The sequence below is a fragment of the Pseudomonas sp. FBCC-B1667 genome, assembly GCF_059133255.1.
Genome location: NZ_CP101437.1, coordinates 3,411,701 through 3,431,421, shown reverse-complemented (window position 1 = coordinate 3,431,421; position 19,721 = coordinate 3,411,701). Strand labels below are relative to the sequence as shown.

The 19,721-nt window shown below is 53.0% G+C and carries 17 protein-coding genes; all 17 read right to left on the bottom strand.

The window, feature by feature from the left end; genetic code table 11:
* Nucleotides 1-2: 2 nt before the first annotated feature.
* The 17 genes from NL116_RS15605 to NL116_RS15525 all read right to left on the bottom strand — a co-directional run bounded on the left by NL116_RS15605 (nt 3) and on the right by NL116_RS15525 (nt 19,501).
* Nucleotides 3-521 (bottom strand): methylamine dehydrogenase light chain, encoded by a 519-nt coding sequence (locus NL116_RS15605; protein ID WP_494378071.1) that lies wholly within the window; start codon nt 519-521, stop codon nt 3-5.
* Between the two features lie 8 nt (nt 522-529).
* Nucleotides 530-1,159 (bottom strand): methylamine dehydrogenase accessory protein MauD, encoded by a 630-nt coding sequence (gene mauD, locus NL116_RS15600; RefSeq protein WP_494377970.1) that lies wholly within the window; start codon nt 1,157-1,159, stop codon nt 530-532.
* A 5-nt stretch (nt 1,160-1,164) separates the two neighbouring features.
* Complete coding sequence (locus NL116_RS15595) at nt 1,165-1,725, bottom strand: MauE/DoxX family redox-associated membrane protein (protein ID WP_494377969.1); 561 nt, start codon at nt 1,723-1,725, stop codon at nt 1,165-1,167.
* Complete coding sequence (locus NL116_RS15590; RefSeq protein WP_494377968.1) at nt 1,719-2,966, bottom strand: amine dehydrogenase large subunit; 1,248 nt, start codon at nt 2,964-2,966, stop codon at nt 1,719-1,721. The genes NL116_RS15595 and NL116_RS15590 overlap by 7 nt, the downstream gene beginning before the upstream one ends.
* 155 nt (nt 2,967-3,121) lie before the next feature.
* Nucleotides 3,122-3,364 carry a hypothetical protein gene (locus NL116_RS15585; protein ID WP_494377967.1) on the bottom strand — a complete coding sequence of 81 codons (243 nt, stop codon included), beginning with the start codon at nt 3,362-3,364 and terminating at the stop codon, nt 3,122-3,124.
* 370 nt (nt 3,365-3,734) lie between these two features.
* On the bottom strand, nt 3,735-4,664 hold the full coding sequence (locus NL116_RS15580; RefSeq protein ID WP_494377966.1) for a WD40/YVTN/BNR-like repeat-containing protein: 930 nt from the start codon (nt 4,662-4,664) through the stop codon (nt 3,735-3,737).
* Between the two features lie 14 nt (nt 4,665-4,678).
* Complete coding sequence (locus NL116_RS15575) at nt 4,679-7,039, bottom strand: efflux RND transporter permease subunit (protein WP_494377965.1); 2,361 nt, start codon at nt 7,037-7,039, stop codon at nt 4,679-4,681.
* A gap of 53 nt (nt 7,040-7,092) precedes the next feature.
* Nucleotides 7,093-8,946 (bottom strand): DUF1302 domain-containing protein, encoded by a 1,854-nt coding sequence (locus NL116_RS15570; protein ID WP_494377964.1) that lies wholly within the window; start codon nt 8,944-8,946, stop codon nt 7,093-7,095.
* Between the two features lie 20 nt (nt 8,947-8,966).
* The gene (locus tag NL116_RS15565) at nt 8,967-10,328 is read right to left on the bottom strand and encodes a DUF1329 domain-containing protein (protein WP_494377963.1); all 1,362 of its coding nucleotides are present in this window, start codon (nt 10,326-10,328) and stop codon (nt 8,967-8,969) included.
* Nucleotides 10,329-10,860: 532 nt separating this feature from the next.
* The gene (locus NL116_RS15560) at nt 10,861-11,997 is read right to left on the bottom strand and encodes an MFS transporter (protein WP_494378070.1); all 1,137 of its coding nucleotides are present in this window, start codon (nt 11,995-11,997) and stop codon (nt 10,861-10,863) included.
* 659 nt (nt 11,998-12,656) lie between these two features.
* Entirely contained in the window at nt 12,657-13,067 is a 411-nt protein-coding gene (locus NL116_RS15555; RefSeq protein WP_494377962.1) for an ester cyclase, read from the bottom strand.
* A gap of 48 nt (nt 13,068-13,115) precedes the next feature.
* Nucleotides 13,116-13,883: an MBL fold metallo-hydrolase gene (locus NL116_RS15550; protein ID WP_494377961.1), complete on the bottom strand. Its 768-nt coding sequence runs from the start codon at nt 13,881-13,883 to the stop codon at nt 13,116-13,118.
* Between the two features lie 533 nt (nt 13,884-14,416).
* Entirely contained in the window at nt 14,417-15,418 is a 1,002-nt protein-coding gene (gene qhpR / locus NL116_RS15545) for an AraC-like transcriptional regulator QhpR (RefSeq protein ID WP_494377960.1), read from the bottom strand.
* Between the two features lie 237 nt (nt 15,419-15,655).
* Nucleotides 15,656-16,435 carry an enoyl-CoA hydratase gene (locus NL116_RS15540; protein ID WP_494377959.1) on the bottom strand — a complete coding sequence of 260 codons (780 nt, stop codon included), beginning with the start codon at nt 16,433-16,435 and terminating at the stop codon, nt 15,656-15,658.
* Nucleotides 16,436-16,628: 193 nt separating this feature from the next.
* Nucleotides 16,629-17,477, bottom strand: a complete 849-nt coding sequence (locus NL116_RS15535) for a 3-hydroxybutyryl-CoA dehydrogenase (RefSeq protein WP_494377958.1) — start codon at nt 17,475-17,477, stop codon at nt 16,629-16,631.
* Between the two features lie 33 nt (nt 17,478-17,510).
* Nucleotides 17,511-18,053: an isochorismatase family protein gene (locus NL116_RS15530; protein WP_494377957.1), complete on the bottom strand. Its 543-nt coding sequence runs from the start codon at nt 18,051-18,053 to the stop codon at nt 17,511-17,513.
* The gene (locus NL116_RS15525; RefSeq protein WP_494377956.1) at nt 18,050-19,501 is read right to left on the bottom strand and encodes a malonyl-CoA decarboxylase; all 1,452 of its coding nucleotides are present in this window, start codon (nt 19,499-19,501) and stop codon (nt 18,050-18,052) included. The genes NL116_RS15530 and NL116_RS15525 overlap by 4 nt, the downstream gene beginning before the upstream one ends.
* Between the last annotated feature and the right edge of the window lie 220 nt (nt 19,502-19,721).

Sequence of the window (19,721 nt, the reverse complement as noted above, 5' to 3'; positions counted from 1 at the left end):
CCTTACGCCTTCACACCGATTACCACGGACAACGAGCAGTGATAAGGCATGTCTGCATGACTGCCGGCGCACCAGTTGATGTCATTTGAACTCTGCGGGCGGTACATGGGTGAATCGCCCTCGTCGCGCTGACATACACAACGGCCGCAGTTTTCCTTGCCACAGCAATCGTTGTAGGAAATCACATAGTCCTTGCCGTCGGCCGGGTTATGGCATGTACCGATCCACGTGATATCCGACCGTACGGTTCCGGGCGGGCAACTGGTCGTTGATCCACCGCAGCAACCGCAAAGAAACCCATCGATCGCGCAATAACGCCAGTACTCACAACTGTTAGGGTCGCCCTCCTCAACCAAGGCGGAAGACGACTGAGCAAAAGCACTACCGCGGTAGACCGGCAGGAGCGTCGCCGCGCCCGCGCCGATCAGTACGGTGCCCAACCCACCCAGGAAGCCGCGCCGTGAAGTATTTCGAGCCGTCGTGCGGGCAAAGATTTCGGTGGCTTCGTCAAACCATTTGATCGCCATTTTCAATGCACCTGCTTGTAAAGGGAGTGTTCAGTCCCAGTCTGGGCAGCTTGAAATGCCTGCATCGATGCAAAGCCCAGAGCCTGAGCCTCGAAGAGGCTTTCAAGATGCTCGCGGGTGTTAATCAACCCGTGAGTGACCACGACGCCCGCAGCATCGATCAGCACACCGTACGGCAACTTGCTGATTTGGTAGGCCAACCCTACTTCGCGTGAAAGCATGTAAGGGAAATCCATTAAACGGTGCGCTTGAATGAACGCCTGATGAGAGGCGACGTCACCGTCACTGGCGAGAACGACTCGAAGACGTACACGCTCATGCTCAAGAATCGACTTGATCACGGGCAGCAGGTTCTTGCAGACAGGGCAGGTATCAGACAGGAAAAAGAGCAGGGTCAATTGTCCTTGGGCATTGCCCCCGCCGATGCTGACAGAGCCACCGTTCAAGCTCGGCAAGGTGAAGCTCGGGGCGATCTCACCGGCCTTGATGGTCTTGCCAAGTGATAACGCGCCCACGGGCTTGATTCGCTCGTGAAGAAGGCCGATTTGGCGGGCCAGAGCCCACACCGCCAAGGCCAGACCCAATGTCATCAGCCAGGAAAAAAAACTTGAGACAATCAGTGCATTCATCATGATTTTCACAGGGCTCGAAGAGAAACACGGTTGGAGATCAGCAAATTGGTCAGGACATAGAGTGCTGCAACAATGGGCAGTAAGAAGCCCAGCGTGACGGCGTCCAACCACACCAGTGGTCGACCATTCATAGGCGCCATCAGGTTCAACACGGGCAAAAGCAACAACACGTTTCGCCACACCAGTGCCCCGCTCAGCGCCTGGTGCTGACTGCCAAAATTGCAACCGCAGTCCTCAATGACCGCCCCGCGCGCAACACTTATCGCCAGCACGACCGCATAGAGCCCGATAAGGATCGCCGCACCCAGCGCAGTCCAAGGCATCCATATGCTCACCAAGAGTCCGATAGCGGCAATCATCTCCAACCATGGGAGCAGACGACTCAGCACCGAACGCAACCAAAGAGGCAGCCTCATTCCCAAGGCGATGCCATAGTCGTCCAGCACACGGGAAAAACTTTTCCCATCCTGCAACTTGTGCAGTGCTGCCGCTCCGAGTAACAAGCTCAAACCAAGGGAACTGGCGAGATGTACAACTGGGTCTTGGAGAGCAATTGAAATCACCACGACATCACCTCGTTCATGGCGCCTGCCGGCAGCTCGTCGACACTAAGCAAATGCTTGCCACTGCCGACGTCGTACAGATTGATGCTTTGGCGCATCAGCGGTACCAGACCAGCCTCCCCTTTGGACGCATAGATTGAGCTTATGAACTCCGCTGGCAGGGGTACCATATAGTCGAGACTATAGAGGCGCGGTTGTTCACCCTTACTAACGGCAATGGCAACACTTAATTCGTTTAGCTTTATGCGAGAAACTCTTTGTTGAGTTTTAGTGTCATAAACCCAGACTTCGGTACCAGGCTTCTCATAATTTTCCGGCTTGTCCTGGTGCATAAGAACGAACAGCCGACCGCTCTTCTCGTGCATCGCAATCCCATGGTTGCCGGCAACTCCCCAGCCGTCGACGCGCTCCTGATCGCTGACTAATGACCAGCGCTGCGACTGTTCTATGCCACTAGAGCTCATTTGGAGCCCATAAACGAAGTTTTTCTGCGATACGAAGTACCAGGTATTACCCTGGCGAGAACCGGTGGTCAGCAACAAATCTTGCAGGGGATCGAAGAGTGGAGCGCTGCGCTCTTGCTTAATAACCTGACCTTGATCGTCTAGCTGGAGGTGCAGGAAAGCGCCATTGCCACAGATCGAATAGAAATCCCGGGGGCCAGCAGAATATATAGCCGCGCAGCCAGGCGTGGGGACTTCCTTTATAAACCGATTGTTTTCGAGATCAACGATACTGATCGATTGCGCTGGGGTGAAGTTGAACACCAACAGAAAACGCTCATCGTCCGACAACACACTCAGTCCAGTGGAAATCAGGGCGGTCATGCGCTTGGCTGGAATAGCGATCTCGCGTATGGCGCTCAACGTCTTAGAATCGTAGACCGTGACCACATCGGTACGCTCACCACGAACACCTCGACTGAAATAGGTTTCGACAGCGTAGAGTTCGTCACGCTTTTGGGAAGGCAGCAGACTGTTGAACCAGACTCCAGTGCTCAACTGCCCAAGATTGCGACCCACATCATCAAACAGCATGACACGGCCACTTGCCATGCTTGGTGCGTTGCTCCCCCACGCCCAGAACCAGTTCTGGTCGCGGTGATCGCCAAGCACTTCAACTCGAACTTCCTCCGGCTCGAATTGCATCTCGGATGTGACTGGCGCTGGAGCCCCTACTGCTGGCAACGCTACGTTGATCAATGACAGACCACACATCAGATATCGGAGTGAACGATTGAGCATAGGATGTGACCCAGTGACTTTCGATAATTTTCATGCACCTACAGCTTAATTTCATTGAAGCCGACCGGCTTGACCCGGCATGACAAAACACTTGGCTTCAGATGTCACAAATAAATATCAAAGTGTGAATCGATCAATATGTTGCCCAAGCTCTTTCATCTGCTCAGCCACTTGCGCCTGTTCTTGCTCAGTAGCATCAACAGTTGATTAATCTCTTCAGCCATCTGACCCATGGAGACAATGTTTCTACTTACCTCATCAGTGATGGCACTCTGCTGTTCAACCGAAATAGCAATCTGTGAAGCCAGATCGGAAACTTCTGCGGCGGCGCCTACAATCTCTTGCAGTGCACTCTCAGCTGCCTCGGCATGCGCGACGCTGCCATGCAAATGCATCAAGCTGCGGTCGATTGCTACCACCGCGCGCTGGGTATGCGCCGGGTCATTTCATCGTGTGCCCGTAACGCAGATCGCCCCCCTAAAGACACGAGAACAATTGTAATAAGAGTGAGTAACAAGACATTGAGTAATATCAGTTTGGATCGTAACGACGACTCATCGAATCAAGTGTGCATGCAGAAATTCCTTGTAATAAAACCTGATGCAATGCATCTCGGTCCTGCACATCTCGCTAAAGAAAACATGCGCCAAGCACGAACACGGTTTCGAGGCGAGTCGGATGTGCGCAGGAAAATGAAAAAAACGAAAGTCGCGTTTCGGCACAGCACCCAGACGTATCAGGTGCAACCGTCAAACGACTTTCGCCAGGTTATTGCTTCACCACACCTACAGAACCGAACGCCAGCAGCCCCCCATCATCCATGGGAGCCAAGGCCGCCAGGTTGATACGATCTTCTCTGAGTGAGGTAGTGAAATGCTCCAGATTGGCATCTGATTCGGCGACCAGTCCACCGTTACCCACCAATGCCACACGACCATCTGCACGCTGGGCGACTGCCGTGATTGCCTCATGACTACCGCTACTCAATTCGCGCCAGTTGTCGCCCATATTGTCGCTGACCAACACTCGGCCACTCATTCCAACAAGAAGCACTTTGCCAGATCTTAGGCCAACGCCTCCCCACAACGAGCCTCTGACACCAGTATCGAGCTTCTGCCACGTAGTACCGTGATCCAAAGAGCGAAAGGCATTTCCGGTCTCTGCAGCAATGAAAAGGCTCTTATCGGGGCCAGAAAAAATATGATTGAGATGATAGTCATCACCCTCCTCGCCGACTCTAAGGCGAGTCCAACTCTGGCCGCCGTCCTCGGTCTGGGCGGCATAGCCGTAAGCGCCAACAACGATGCCATGGCGGCTATTTTCGAACCATACAGAAAGCAAGACTGGCTGCCCTTCCATGCGTTGCTGCAGGGTCCAAGTTTCGCCGCCATCCTCGGTTTTCAGCAGCGCCCCCCCGTGGCCAACTGCCCAGCCCTGCTGGGCGTCCGCGAAGCTTAGAGCGGTGAGCAGTCCATCCACCGGGACGCTCCTTGCCTGGCGCCAAGTTTGACCATCGTCGGACAATATCACCACGCCATGATCGCCAACAGCAACCATGCGTTGGCCGGCATGAGTGACAGCGAGCAGCGGAGCGTTTTGTGCACGGGCCAGCGGCAAAGCTACCCCCCCGCCTTCAGCGGCGGCGCCCAGCAGAACCAGCGACAATAACATCGGACGCAGAGAATGAATCACGGACATCAGATGTACTCCTATCAATGTGCAACCAGGGGAGCACGAACGGGTCCCCGGCGGGGAATGAGGACATCCAGCATTACGGCGATTGCTGGCAAAAGGGTAATGGCCATGATCATGTTGATCATGAACATAAAGGTAAGCAGCAGCCCCATGTCAGCTTGAAATTTCAGCGCAGAGAACGACCACGTAGCAACACCTACGGATAATGTGATTGCAGTAAACACAGTGGCAACTCCGACCTCTCGCAGAGCCAGTTGAAAGGCTTCAACGATGTTCAGGCCCTCGACAAGATGCATCTGGAGGCGGTTATAGATGTAGAACGCATAGTCCACACCGATACCCACGGCAAGTACCATCACCGGCAGAGTTGCAACAGTGAGCCCAATATCCAGTTCCTTCATGAACCAGTAGCCAAGGAAGGTTGCAAGGGTGAGGGGCAGGCAACAGGCGACCATTGCTCGCCAGTCCCGATAGACGAGTAACACCAACACCATAATGGTCAAATAGACATAGAGCATCATTGGCAACTCAGAGGTTTCCACCACCTCATTGGTAGCTGCCTGGACACCAGCATTACCGCTGGCTAATCGCACCGTCACGCCCTTAAGGACATGCGCTTGGCGATAGAGCTCGACGGCCTGCACTACCCGCTTCAAGGTACTTGCCTTGTGATCAGCAAGGTAAAGATTGATCGGCAATAACGTGCAGTCGGCATTATACAGACGCAGAGATTCAGGCACCTGGCGCACTGCCTCAGCCAGAGAAAGCTCGTCCATCGGCAGAGCCGCCCACTTCGGATTGCCCTCGTTCACGCCAGAAGCTGATAGTTTGGTCAACGCCGGTAACGACTGAGCTGACAGTACCCCTGGCACATTTCCCAAGTGCCAAGTCAAACGATCCACATAACTCATTACATCGTGCCGGTAGCATCCGCCTTCAGGGGTTTCGACTGCGACGGTGAACAAGTCCAAACCCAGTGAGAAGTGGCGCACGACGCTCTCTACATCTCGGTTATACCGCGAATCCGAATGTAGCTCGGGCGCCCCTGGGAGAACGTGCCCCACATGGCGACCTTGGCTCTGCCACACCGCGAGCACCATTAATGCGAGACAAATGACGCCGCCAATTGCTGCATTGCGTGGTTCGGCGATTCGCCCGAGTCCAACCATCGCATTGTCACGCCATTGACGCAGGCGCTCCACCTTGGCGACATACGCCGCGTCGAAGCGAAAGTAACTAGCCAGTACTGGAAGCATGATCAGATTGGTAATGATCTTGTACGCCACGCCTACCGATGCGGTAATGGCCAACTCTCGAATCATGGGAATCGGCACCAAAACCAAGGTGGCGAAACCAACGAAGGCCGTTATCAATGCCAAGGTGCCAGGAATTAGAAGCCCCCCAAAGCTCCGGCGCGCGGCAGTCATACCATCAGCACCGGCACATACCTCTCTGGAGATAAAGTTAACCTGTTGCACTCCGTGAGATACGCCAATAGCAAAAACTAGGAACGGCACTAGTATTGCGAGCGGATCAAGGCCGAAGCCAAGCAAAGTAATCGTGCCAAACTGCCAGACCACCGAAACCAAAGAGCAAAATAGCGGTAAGAAGGTCAACACCCAGGAGCGCGTGTACCAATACACAGCCAGAGCGGTGAGCACGAAAGCCAGCGCAAAAAAAATGATGACGCTCTTGGCTCCCGCTCCAATATCGCCCATTTGCTTGGCAAAACCGATAATTTGCACATCGTACTCGGCGTCGCCATATTTGCTGCGCAGTTCATCTTCAAGACGCTGACTGAACTCCAGATAGTTCAAACGCTTCCCTGTTTGCGGGTCTGGATCTGCAAGTTCAGCCACGATCATCGCACCGGAATGGTCGTTCGCCACCAGGCTGCCAACAAAGCCGCCGATAAGCGTTCGTTCGCGAATACCGGCAATAGCCCTATCGTCGAGGGTTCCGACGGTGACATCACCACCCACAACGTCTTCGGCTTTCATACCTTCCTCGGTAATCTGCACCGCACGCGTATTGGGTGTCCAAAGCGAGGTAACACTCCGCCGATCAATACCCGGCATGAAGAACACTGCCTGAGTCAGGTCATATAATCGCGTCAGTGCTTGCTGGTTCCAGATATCTCCGTGTTTAGCATGCAGCACTACAATGATGCGATTGGCGCCGAAGAGCACATCCCTATATTGGTTGAACGTCTTGATAAAAGAATGTTGCTGTGGAAGCTGCTTGTCGAAGCCCGCCGACATTTCCAGGCGCGACGCGGACAGGCCCATGACAAGCGTAATCACCGCCAACACGGCAAGGGTCGCCATTCGATGGCGAAAGAAGAAACGCTCGAGACCGAGCACCAGAGAAGCCAACATGGTGAGAATACCTGAAGGAGTGAATAGCCCCCTCCAGCGAAGGGGGCATAGGTTCAAAACGAGTACGAAACGTTACCACTGAGAAAGTCGCGATCTGCCATTAGATTGTTACCGCCACCGCCCCAGAACTGCACCCACTGCACCCCCCCCTTCCAACGATCGCGGTAGTTGAACAATAAAGAACTGGTCAGCGACTTACGGCCTTCTACAAAGGGCAATGCATTTGGTGTAGTTCCATTAACGTCATGACTGAAATCAAACTGCGGCGTGACAGTTATGCCGGTCCCAAAGACATTGGGATAATTGATACCGATCTCCGTGATATAGCCCCAAGACGTTTTGTCCGGCAGCGAGTAGTCCGGCAGAAAGTATGGTGTTTTGCCAGAGGTATCGAGATCCGGATAGTGGGTAACCGCTGCCTCGGCCACGATAAAACCGTCAGATGCACCTAGGCTACTAGGAATAAAACCGAGAGGATCATTGGCAGCGAAGGTGTAGATGGCATTAACATCAATCTGCCACTTCTTCTCTTCGACGTAACCATTGTGTACGCCCGTATCATATACGCTGTTCTTGTTAAAGGATCCGGTGAACGCGCGGCCAAATGGGACAGTCGGATCTATTCCGACGCTATCGTTAGGTCGAAATGACACCTCCCCGGCGACAGCTACCGGACCAAACATGGTGGACATCGACAGGCCAAACAAGTCTTTATCTTCTCCATAATTGACGAAGAAGTTGTCCGTACGTAGCGCATCCGGATCTGATACAGCGGTGTAACCAATGAAAGGGAGCTTGTCATGGTAGCGCTCGTAGTAAACACCAAATTCAGCTCCGATATCCTCCGCTGTCCAGCGTAACGCCACGCCATATTGACCGCCATTATCCGGCTTGCGTTCGCCGCCGTACGGAACAGCAAGGCCTTTGGCAACCAGCGCAGCATTGCTCAGACCGCTGATCAACGGTTCGCCACATCGACCGGTTGGTGTGAGCGCGCTGCACGTCCCAGTGCCAGAGAAGTTGTCGACATAACTCGTGGAATAGTAAATAGGACGACGTCCTTCGCCTACGACGTCAGCACTCGAATAATAGGTTCCTACCGGATCAAGGTCATAAGCGTTCCACTTGAACTGATAGTAGGCCTCTAGATTCAGGGTATCTGTAAGGCCCACGTTAAACGACGCCATTGGTGCCGGGATGAATACTTCCTTCAACTGGGTTCCTGGCGTGTGGTACTTCGGTAAGCTGAGGGCATTAATCTGGTTGATGCCACCGGTTATAAAAATTTCCTCCCCCCAACTGATCACCTGGTTACCAACTTTAACCTTTGAGGGCATATCGCCAAGATCGAAGCTCTTAGCCACCCACAAGTCGAGAAGATCGAGACGCTCAGTAGCATCGCGTTCGGCTTCATCTTCCAAAGGGGTGCGCCGGGTATTGTCCATTTTAAAGTCTTTGGCCCACGCAACGCGGCCCAGAGCACTCCAGCCATCTCCAAATTTCAGACTCAATTCATGAGTCCCCTTCAGCACTTCAGAAAAAACATCATGCTTGTTGTAGTTGAGATCGCCGTCATCAGAATTGGTGTAGTTGATATCGGCGTTGGCGTAACCATTGCCTTTGGTCAAGTTGTAGTATTTACCAAGTTCTGTGCTGGTGCCGTTATTACAACCGCCACTATCGCCTCCCAGGAGTTTACAATCCGGGGACGCCATGCGAGTTGCAAACCCATAGCTTAGAGTAGAATCGAAGCTACCTGATATACCCTCCTCAGAACCGAAACGGAACGCGTGACTTGGTTGAGCCCACATTAGCGTCGATATCGTCATCAATCCAAGAGTCAGCGTACTGGAGGCGCGAGGAACCCCCTGTGGCGCCGTAGCGCCACCTTTTTTATTTTTATACATTTGGGTGTACTCCGAAAAAATTAACGCTCGCCGCGACGGCGCAGTTCATTTGAACTGAACATCTTGTCGGTTACGCGTCCTTCGAGGCCCGCGGTCATATCCAGCACTTCGCCTTCTTGGGTGAAGCCGTCGCCGAAGTAGCGGCGGGCTACCAGGTCATAGCTGACGTATTCAAAGCTGGAGCATGCTTTGATGTCTGGGTTAGCCCATAGACTGCCTTCCTGCACACGCCAGAGATTGCCCTTAGCGTCATACATGTCGACGTGCAGGACGACCCAACTGTCCTCGTCGATAAAAAACACGCGCTTGGCAAAGGAGTGGCGCTTGTCCGCCTTGACGGTCGCCTCGACCACCCAGACGCGATGCCGCTCGTATCGCTGAACGTCGCGATTCAGATAGTCCTTACCGATCAGATCCTTGTACTTGTTAGACTTGTCGATCAATTTGTAGGAGTTATAAGGCACCACCATCTCTTTCTTGCCCAGCAGCTTGAAGTCGTAACGGTCCATGGCTCCGGTGAACATGTTGATCTGATCGACGAAGTACAGGTTATCGGTGCCGGCAATCGGATTGTCATAGGCGAAGGATGGCGCCCGACGCACACGACGCTGGCCGGGGAAATAGATCCACGCGTCCTGCGGTTTATCCAGCTGGGAGTGAACCAGATACAACTCCCCTGCACGAGACGACGGAGTCAGCACGTCATAAAGCAGCTTTGACTCAACACCACCCGTGTCAAGAGGCGTCTTCACCGCAGGATCGTTGTAGGGGTAGTACTCGCTCGCCCATTGCTTACCTTCGTAAAGACCGCCGTCCTTTTCCCGCATCAAATACGAATACTGGGCGCGACGCCCCATTGCCATGTAACGCAGTTTGTTATTCCACATCACCTCGATGCCACTCTTCGGCAACGGGAACGGCACCGACGCACCAACCGCCTGCTCCAGTCGCCAGCCGTCGTCACCAATCTTGCCTTGCCCAGCGAACTCCTTCGTACGTTGAGCGACTTCGGCGGGAATGGCACAGCTGCGGCGACTAGGGTAGACATCCAGACGGTAGCCCGGATAAGTCTTGATCAGCGCAACCTGGCCGGCCGGCAGTTGCGCTTGATGCTGGGCCACATTGCCTGCGTCGATTGAGTACAGCGGCTTGTCAGCAGCAAATGGATCACCGTGACCTGGCGACCATCCAGCCGGAGCTTGGGTCAGACCTCCGTTCCATGCCGGAATGCTGCCATCAGCGTTTCCAGCCTTTTCGGCACCGATGGGGGTAAGCTCGTTTCCAAGCTTGCCCACATCAACTGCCGAGGCTGCCTGCAAGTTGCCAGCGCCGAGTAGCACGCACAGTGCACCGCTCAGCAATGAAAAAGGGAAGGTTTTCATGGGGCTCTCCGGAGTATTTCTTGTGATGTACTAAAAGCACGGCTTGCGATCGGCGCGGGACCGATCAACCTGCGAACGAGACTCAAGGCATGGGAATGGAACGCCGCCGGCGTCCAGGGGTGGGGGGCTGTAAACGCCACACTCGTGCACATCAACACAGACACCTCTCATGTTCTTATTGTTTGAATAGGCAGCTTGTATTCCGCATGGAAGAAGGCTGGTCAAAAAGATCCAGCCCGATATTTCAAGCTTGCCTGGCAACTAAAGTATTCAATGTCAGAGTTGTTGGCTTGCCTGCGCATGACAGAGTCGTTGGCATCTGACGTCAATCGACAGTGATGCAAGATTGATTAGGCGGATACACTGGTGAAATAGCCTGGCACCCAAGCCCATGGACTTTCGACAATCAATTCACAGCATGGCCGCCCTGATTGAGTTTGAAATCGAGGTCACCTTTTCAACACTGCGCTGTTCGTAATACTGAACGAGTGCAAGCGACTGCAAATCGGCTCTAATAGGCAAGACAACGGCTTCAGTCCTGACAGCGGTTACTGCGCCCCAGCAGCCAGGCGATCAGCGTCATCAGCAGGGCCAAAGCGGTCAGCGCAGCGAACGGCAGGCGATAGCTACTGGATAAATCGCGCGCCAGGCCGGTAAGAATCGGTGTCAGACACGCTAGGCCATAACCGGTGCATAGCATCATCGCGGTCCAGCGACTGACCGCCAGCGGCGAGCCGGCCTCATAAAGCGGTAACACGAGCGACAGGGCGAAGGAGCCGCCGAGGCCGAAGCCGATCAGTAGCGCCCACAGCTCGGGGACGACGGTTGGAGCAAAGCTGATCATTGCCATGCAGAGGCTGCTCAGCGCACAGCAAGCCAGCAGCAACGGATAGCGGGCATCGAAACGCTGCACCAGCCAGGGCAGCACGAAGGAACTGGGCAGGCCCATTAGCATCGAGATACTCATCAGCAGGTTGCTGCGCAACAGACTCAGCCCGGCCTCGTGGTAGCGCACCACCCCCCAAGTGGCCAGGGCGTAAAACAACCCGGCCTGCAGAGCGAAGAAAAGGCTGATCAGCCAAGCGCGAGGTTGCCGCCAGGGCAAACCTGCGCCCTGCTCCTGCGCCTCGTCGGCACCGAGTCGGTTGGGTAGGCAAATCCAGAGCAGCACACCGAGCACCGCCGGCAGGGCCCAGACCGCCAAGCCAAGATTCCAAGCATCGCCAAACAGTGCAGTGGCCGGCGCGGTAAGTACCGCACCACCAGCACCACCAATAGCCATGCCGAGGGAATACCAGCCCACTACCCGGTCCATCTCGGCAGCGAAATAACGTTTGATGAACCCCGACAACAATGGGCCGGCCACGGCGATGGCAGCACCGAGAGCAATCGCGCTGCCCATCAGCACCGTACTCTGCTGCGCGCCCAGACGCGTCAGCAAGGCTAGGGCGACAAGCCCCAAACATAGCGCTATTGCGCGCTCCAGCCCCCAGCACAGCGCCAGACGCGGTGCCAGCGGAGCGAGCAGGCCCATGCACAAAACCGGCAGCGCGGTGGCCAGGCTTATAAAGCTGCGGCTCAACGAAAGCTCGGTGGCGATCCGCTCAATCAGGGGGGCTAGGGAGGTAATACCGGGGCGCAGATTAATCGCCGCCAGTACCAGGGCCATAAGCAGCAGGACCCGAGGAATTGGTTTCACAAATTATCCTTTAGTCATTCTTTTCATAATTAGTCCTCGACACTGAGATTTTCCGAGATCAGGGATGGCAAATCGAAAACCAACGCGAACAAAACTGGCTGCTAGCCCAACCTGATTTCGACCATAAACCCAACAAGGTCGGGTCGCTGAAATGACCCTGCATCTAAAGCGTCGAGGAAAATTGTATTGATCAATCTTTGATAGCCACTCCAACTAAATGTCTCGTGGCCGTGGAACGAGTATCCAAACGATCGCAGATTGGGTGTGCCAGTGTCATTGAATCTGCAAGCAAGTCCCGGAGGTGCAAAGGAACCGCAACTTTTAAAATCAGTTACAGGATCAAAGTTACTGTAGGCGATTCACGGATAGTCTGGAGTCGTCATGCTTTTCTGGCAGTGACTTCACCGCCACTGTTTATGGCAGTGGCGGCTCCACCGAATTGATCAAACCATTCGCTCATTACTGAGTGTTAAGCCACCATGGAACACGATGTTGCCCAGATTACAGGTGCACGTTTTGTTCCCCTCAATAACTAATGACGCGTCATCCTGAGGATCGAGGCGCAGGCACAGTCGTCCGCTGAGCGGTGTTCTCACTTTCACCACCCAGTATTGATCCGCGCTCCAAGATCAAACTGCAGTATTTAGCTGTTCGAGAATGTCCATGCGATCGAAGTGAGCACGCTTTTCGATGATTTTTCCGCCAGCGATGGTCAACAGCATCATGAGCGAGAAGCGCGCGCGCCCCTTCTTCGTCTCATATCCTTCTAATTCTCCGCTCTGCCGCCCGTCAAATGTCATGTAGGCCGCGACTTGGTCGCCCTCAGCCAGTAGTGTTTCTATTTTGAAGATAAACCCTTCGAAGGCAGCGAAATTCTTCTTTTCTGACTGGATGAAGCCTTCTGATCCGAAAATAGGAGTATCCACCTGCAAGTAGAATTTGAAGTCCTTATGGCACAGGCTGGCCACGACTTCGAAGTCCTGGCGCTGAATGGCGGCATAGAATTGACGGATGATTGCCTTGTTTGCTTCAACTGACATGTTTTCTCTCTCTCTTTTGGCGGGTGTGGATGGATAGGAGGATTCGACTTAGAAGCTGTAGATTTCGCCGTCCTCAGGTACCAGCAGGCGGTCGGTCATGCCTTTTTCAATGGAGAATTCGTGAAGCTCTTTACGGGTAAGAACTGCGTGATTCACCGACTCCATATGGGTCGCAATGAGCGTCGCCTTGGGCGCGGCCTGGTAGACCTCGTAAACATCCTGCTTGCCCATGATGATCGGACCAAGGCCCGTGACCTGGGCGTCACCCGCATTGAGAATCGCGACATCGGGGTCATGCTCTTTCAAGTTGGCACGGACATACTGGTTCCAAACAGTGTCGCCGGCGATATAGAGAGTCTTTTCCTTGGGGTGCTTGAACACGACACCACAAACCTCACCCAGTACAGCCCCTATTGCCTCGATTGCAGCATCCGAACCGTGCTGCCCTAAGGTCTGAACCAACGAGATGCCATTGAAGTCGGCACCTTGCAACAGACGAACGTCGGTGAAGCCCTGAGACTTGATCAGCTCGCGATCCTGCACGTGCTGGGTAAAGAGTGGCAGATGCTTCGGCAGCAGGGTCTTAGCAGCCTCGTCCCAATGATCGGGATGAGTGTGGGTAACGATGACCGCGTCCACATTGAGAATCTCGTCCATTGGCACGGGCAGATCGACAGTAGGATTGAACAGATGGCTGTTCGGCGTGCCCTCGAACCCGGGATAGGCTCCCCGCATCGCGAGCAACGGGTCGATCAGAAACTTCGTATCCGCATACTCGACTATCAGAGTGGCGTTGCGAATCTGCTGAATCTTCATCGGGATCTCCCCATTTCTGTTTATTTTGTTGGGGGCCTTTCGGTCCATATTGGGTACAAAATGGTATTCGGCAATCATCAGTCAAGATGGAAAAGCAGTAGATCCAACGCACCATGGGGCTCAGCTTGCCCATATCCGGTGCGCGCCATTGCTTGGAGACCGGGAAAGGCAAGAACCAAAAGACGGGCTAACTCTCGACCATTTCTACTACTCGTCCCTGAGCCGTCCCTCTACCCTCGATCGATAACACTGGTCAGCGCCTCTTCAATATGGCGGAAGTCCCCCATGACTCGCGCCGGGATCTTCGGATCATGTGGGCCATTCTCGATTGATGCTCATGCAACCACGCGCCGATTCGAGCGCCCCAAGGTTGGCAAAAAGCATACGGAAGAATTCCTCAATGGCCTGACGAGCATGCCCACGTCACAGAACTCGAAGCACGCCCCTTTATATTCAATGTCGAAGACGGCGGCTTGCCGGTACATGACAGCGTCATTGACATCCGGTGCCAATCGACTCCTATGCAGAATTGATCAGGTGCGGGCGCGCTGGCGATACTGCAGAGGGGTGGATTGGGTCCATCGGCGGAAAGCGCGACTGAAGGAACTCGCTTCGGAATAGCCAAGCAATAGGGCAATCTCGGTAAGGCTGTAATCGGATCTCGCCACATAGTCCTCAGCCAGGGAACGCCTAATGCCCTCGACCAACTGGCTGAAATCCAAGCCGTGCTCAATCAAGCGACGCTGCAGGGTACGTACACCCATCTTCATGCTGCTGGCTACTTGCCCCAGGCTCACATTGCCGCCTCCGAGGCTGCTGGCGATATGTTGCCCCATCTGGCTGAGCAAATCGGTGGCTGCTGCTCGACTTTTTCGCTGCTGCTCGAGAAACGGCTCAAGCGCCTGAAACAGGCGCGTGTCTGCTGTTCGCACCGGCATGTCCAACAATTCCCGGGAGAAGTACAAACGGTTATCAGGTCGGCCAAAATGAATCGGGCACTCGAGAATCTCACGATGAAACGTCAGATCAAGCGGCGCAGGGTGCTCGAAATCAACCCGGGTCGGGCGCAGGTCTGGACACTGAGTGATTTCACGCATGAGATTGAGCGAAATTCCAATTGAAAATTCGGAATCCTGACGACGCTGAACGATTGTGGGATCGGTTATCTGATAGCTAAGTGAAACAGATTTGTCATCCTCCTCGACCCCCACTCGTGCCCCCTGCGTGAGCACCGAGATGAAATGCCTCAGACAATGCACTGCCAGTTGCATCGAGGGCGCACAACGCACTGCATGGCCATAGGTGCCCAACTCGCTGCTTTGGGTGCGAATGCCCACCTGCAGACCGATAGTAGGGGAAACCTCGCGCCCCAACACCTCCCACAAGGCAACATATTGGGACAGAGGAATCTCCGATTCAGGAGACATGAGAATTTTCTCGTCTAATCCGACTGCTGCCAGGTGAGGCGCGAACAGCTCAGCGTTGCGGAGAAAAAAACTTTCGGCGAAGATCGTGTGACAACTTGGTACGGCCATGGCGCGACGATCCAACTGGACACTTTGTTACTAATCAGTCTAGCTGGGCTATCCTCGCTCCGATAGACACCTCGGCCTATGCAGGCCATGCGACTCCTTATCCCAAAGATACCTACCAATCTTCGAAATGCTGGCAAGCCACTCGCTGCGCACGCCAACACCCATCTACATTTTTCTGTGAAACAAAAAAGCCGCCCCTAAAACTAGCAGCGGCGCAGTTACGAACCGAAATTTTCGCTATCGGTGTTTAAATATTGCTTTCCTTTTGGCCAGAAACGCGCACATCCCTTCCTTTTGGTCTTCTAAAGCGAAGGCAGAATGAAAAAGGCGTCGCTCGAACAACAGACCTTCCGCCAGGCTGCTTTCAAATGCGCGATTAACAGACTCTTTAATCATCATCGTGACCGGGAGTGAATAACTGGCGATGGTCTGAGCTGCGCTTAATGCTTCATCCAAAAGGCGCTCGACCGGCACGACACGCGCTACAAGTCCGGATTTTTCGGCTTCAAAAGCATCCATCGTCCTGCCCGTCAGGCACAAATCCATGGCTTTGGCCTTGCCAAGGGCACGCGTTAATCGTTGTGTGCCTCCGGCGCCGGGCAAAACTCCAAGTCTTACTTCGGGTTGACCAAATTTCGCGTTCTCGGCAGCGATAATGATGTCGCACATCATTGCAAGCTCACACCCGCCCCCCAGGGCAAAACCCGCCACTGCGCCAACGACCGGTTTTCGAGATTTTCCAATTCGCTCCCAATTACGGGATACAAAATCGGACTTATACACCTGCATGTAATCGAATGACTTCATCGCGTCAACATCAGCGCCAGCCGCAAAGGCCTTGTCGCTGCCCGTGAGTACGATGCAACCTATTTCTTCATCGGCCTCGAATAAATCGACCGCGTCAGAAATTTTATCCATAACCTCATCATTTAACGCATTAAGAACATCGGGGCGATTGATTCGAATCAATCCTACACGCCCGTGGGCCTCAACGACGACAGAGCCTTCATTGTTCAATTTTTAATTCTCCGAAAATGGACAGTTGGGCCACTGTAAAAATGATACCAACCAATATTGAGACAGCGCTGAATTACAAGATGCTGATTATCTATGATCACATAAGTACGCTCGTGCTTTCATACGATAACCAACATCACGTTACGGACTAGTCAGTAGCTCGCGCTGTACGAATTCGTAGAGCGGGCGGTATTTAATACTCGTAGAAACCACGGCCTGTCTTACGCCCAAGATAGCCGGCTTCTACCATTTCCACGAGAAGTGGGGCCGGGCGATACTTAGAGTCTTTGAAGGATTCGAATAGAACTTGCATGACCGCTAATTGAACATCAAGGCCAATCATGTCACACAGTGCCAACGGGCCAATGGGATGATTAGCACCCAGTTTCATGGCCTCATCAATTTCCGACGCCGACGCGAGGTTCTCGCTGAAGGCGAACACAGCTTCGTTGATCATAGGGCAAAGCAAGCGATTGACGACAAAACCGGCGCTATTCTTAATTTTTACCGGCGTCTTCCCGACTGCTTTAGCCAAGGCTTCCATCGAAGAAAATGCTGTTTCGCTTGTTTGAAGCCCGCGGATAACCTCGACAAGGGCCATGAGTGGCACGGGATTAAAGAAATGTAGCCCCACCACTCTTTCGGGTCGCGTAGTGGCTGCAGCCAGACGCGTGATAGAAATCGATGATGTATTGGATGCTAAAATTGCTTCCGGCCCCACGATAGCGTCTAACTGAGCCATTAGTTCCAATTTCAACTCGAGACTTTCGGTCGCCGCCTCGATCACGACATCGCAATCAGCCAATTCCGTGAGTTTCACGCCCGTTCGAATCCTGGAGAGAGCATCCGATTTTTGCTGATCCGTAATTTTTTCCTTAGTGAGCAACCGCGTCAGGCTTTTGTCCACGGTACCGACCGCTCGTTCGAGCGCAGCAGCTGAGATGTCAACCAGTGTGACGTCAAATCCATTCAGTGCGAACACCTGACTAATACCACTGCCCATGGTACCGGCGCCAAGAACCCCAATTTTTTGCTTATTCATCTGAACTCCTAAAAACAACAGTAAACCGTAGATTTATTTCAAGTATTTTTTACTGCAAGCTTTGAACTCTTCAGTTCCTGCGCATCGCAGCAATTCAAATAGAACCATTTCTCGGGTAACCAGAATTGCACCCGCGGCTTCTAACCTAGCTAATGCCGCAGACTTATCGATTTCCGCTCGTGATCCAACAGCGTCGATTACCACGAAAACTTGATTTCCTGCGTCGATAAGGTCCATCGCAGTCAGCATCACGCAAGCATGTGTTTCGATCCCGCACAGGATCCACTGTCCTTGCGCACCCAGTTCTTCAGCAACTTCGCCGCCGTCTTCGACGCAAGAAAAGAAATTCTTGTTTAGAATCGTAGGTTCCTGAGAGCACGCCAGCAGTTCAGCTGAAATTGGGCCCAAACCCTTGGAATAGTGCGCGGAAAATCGCACGGAGATCTCAAGATCCTCACACAACCCCACTAGCCACTGACAGTTCTCAAGGATTTTTTGGTGAGCCGGTATTAGCTGCAACACTTTAGGTTGCATATCAATCACCAGCAGTGCTGCTTTAGCTCTATCAATTTTCAAGCCCGCTTCTCCACTTTATTTTTTATAGCGTCACCACCACAACGACGCTGCTCCGCCTTCGTTACTAACTTCCCAACCTCTGGACTCACGGGAAGTTCACCCTGCTCGGAATATACCTGGCCATTTAAGTCAATCTCGCCAAGCGTATAATAATAATTCACCATTAAACCGTAGGATTGCCGAAGACCCGATTTTGAGTTGTCCGCCATCCAATTTATCTGGCCCAGACTCGCGCCATTGGAGAAATGAAATCTCGCCACGGGATCGACAGGTGCCCCATTTTTCTTTTCTTTTGTAAGAAAGTAGGCAACTTCGCTTTGAAGCCAAACTTTTAATTGACTTGCCAACGCTATGTTATTGCCTTCCGGTGAGCCTAGCTGCTCGCGAATCGCAGTCGGTATGTCTGCTTTATTATTTAAGAAAAACTCACGCAAGTCATTCGGCAACGTCTCTGACCGGTCCAATGTTTTACTCAACCAACGGGAAAATCCTGGCACAGGTGAAAGTGTAGAAAAATTTTTCAATTTCGGAAATTCTTGAAGTAATTGTTCCACAACTCGCTTGATCAAAAACTCGCCCATGCTGACCCCGCGCAATCCCTCTTGCGCATTAGAAATAGAATAAAAAATAGCAGTATCTGCGACGTTCGGATCCAATGTGGGCGACGTTTCGTCAAGTAATTCTTGAACGTTATTGGCAATACCTTGAACTAAAGCAACCTCAACAAAAATGAGCGGTTCTTCAGGCATCCGAGCATGAAAAAAAGCATAACACCTGCGGTCAGAATCAACCCGGTTGCGCAAGTCCCCCCACGATGTAATTTCGTGGACAGCCTCATACCTGATGAGTTTTTCAAGCAAAGAGGCAGGTGAGTTCCAACCGATGCTCTTAAGTTCCAAAAAACCGGAATCAAACCAACTCGTAAACAAACGCAACATGTCTTGGTCCATACCCGTCAAGTCACCGTTGTCCTGCAAGCGGAGCAGATCGGCCCGCATGTCCACCAACTCATGAACCCCCTGTGGAAGAAGGTTAAACTGACGCAGGATGCGGGAGCGTGGGCTCTCGAGGCTTTTCAACAGTCTACCAACGGTAGCCGATCTGGATCGAAGATCCGGAGCACTCAAGTAAACGTCTATTGACTCTCGAACAACTTTATCATCCACATCAAAAGATTCATTCAATACAGACATGAAACGTTTTTGATCGTCCGCCGTGCATCGGCGGTAAAAATCCAGCAACCGACCTACGTTGATGCGTGACTTCGCTTCGCCCCCTTTTTCAGAGGCCATTTCGTGCAGTAAAACGCTAAGAGATTCCCAGTCAAGAGACCCAAGGGGATCGTTTGCGACGTCATCGGTAATGCGCTTACCAACCAACTGCCTGAGAAGCTGCATAATCGAGCGACTTTTTTTGTGCATACTTGGAAATTTGGAAGCAGAGTACATAACTAGCCCTTATCTTATGAGGCGAATGTCGACACCAGATCCCATCACGAATAGGTTTGTTAACCGGATCTCACTCTCGTTCCAAAACGACCGTCATCCAGGCTATGCCCTTACGATCAGTCTAGAGCGATGAGTGTGTTTTTTTTTGCATTGCAGGCCAGAAGTTATGCACAATACGCCAAGATCAGGACGTCTTTGATACGCCTCAATTTTCGTTTGG

Excerpts from the sequence above, each read along its gene's own strand:
- mauD (WP_494377970.1), bottom strand. The coding sequence starts at position 1,159 with ATGATGAATGCACTGATTGTCTCAAGTTTTTTTTCCTGGCTGATGACA.
- NL116_RS15590 (WP_494377968.1), bottom strand. The coding sequence starts at position 2,966 with ATGCTCAATCGTTCACTCCGATATCTGATGTGTGGTCTGTCATTGATC.
- NL116_RS15580 (WP_494377966.1), bottom strand. The coding sequence starts at position 4,664 with ATGTCCGTGATTCATTCTCTGCGTCCGATGTTATTGTCGCTGGTTCTG.
- NL116_RS15575 (WP_494377965.1), bottom strand. The coding sequence starts at position 7,039 with ATGTTGGCTTCTCTGGTGCTCGGTCTCGAGCGTTTCTTCTTTCGCCAT.
- NL116_RS15570 (WP_494377964.1), bottom strand. The coding sequence starts at position 8,946 with ATGTATAAAAATAAAAAAGGTGGCGCTACGGCGCCACAGGGGGTTCCT.
- NL116_RS15565 (WP_494377963.1), bottom strand. The coding sequence starts at position 10,328 with ATGAAAACCTTCCCTTTTTCATTGCTGAGCGGTGCACTGTGCGTGCTA.
- NL116_RS15560 (WP_494378070.1), bottom strand. The coding sequence starts at position 11,997 with ATGGCCCTGGTACTGGCGGCGATTAATCTGCGCCCCGGTATTACCTCC.
- NL116_RS15555 (WP_494377962.1), bottom strand. The coding sequence starts at position 13,067 with ATGTCAGTTGAAGCAAACAAGGCAATCATCCGTCAATTCTATGCCGCC.
- NL116_RS15550 (WP_494377961.1), bottom strand. The coding sequence starts at position 13,883 with ATGAAGATTCAGCAGATTCGCAACGCCACTCTGATAGTCGAGTATGCG.
- qhpR (WP_494377960.1), bottom strand. The coding sequence starts at position 15,418 with ATGGCCGTACCAAGTTGTCACACGATCTTCGCCGAAAGTTTTTTTCTC.
- NL116_RS15535 (WP_494377958.1), bottom strand. The coding sequence starts at position 17,477 with ATGAATAAGCAAAAAATTGGGGTTCTTGGCGCCGGTACCATGGGCAGT.
- NL116_RS15525 (WP_494377956.1), bottom strand. The coding sequence starts at position 19,501 with ATGTACTCTGCTTCCAAATTTCCAAGTATGCACAAAAAAAGTCGCTCG.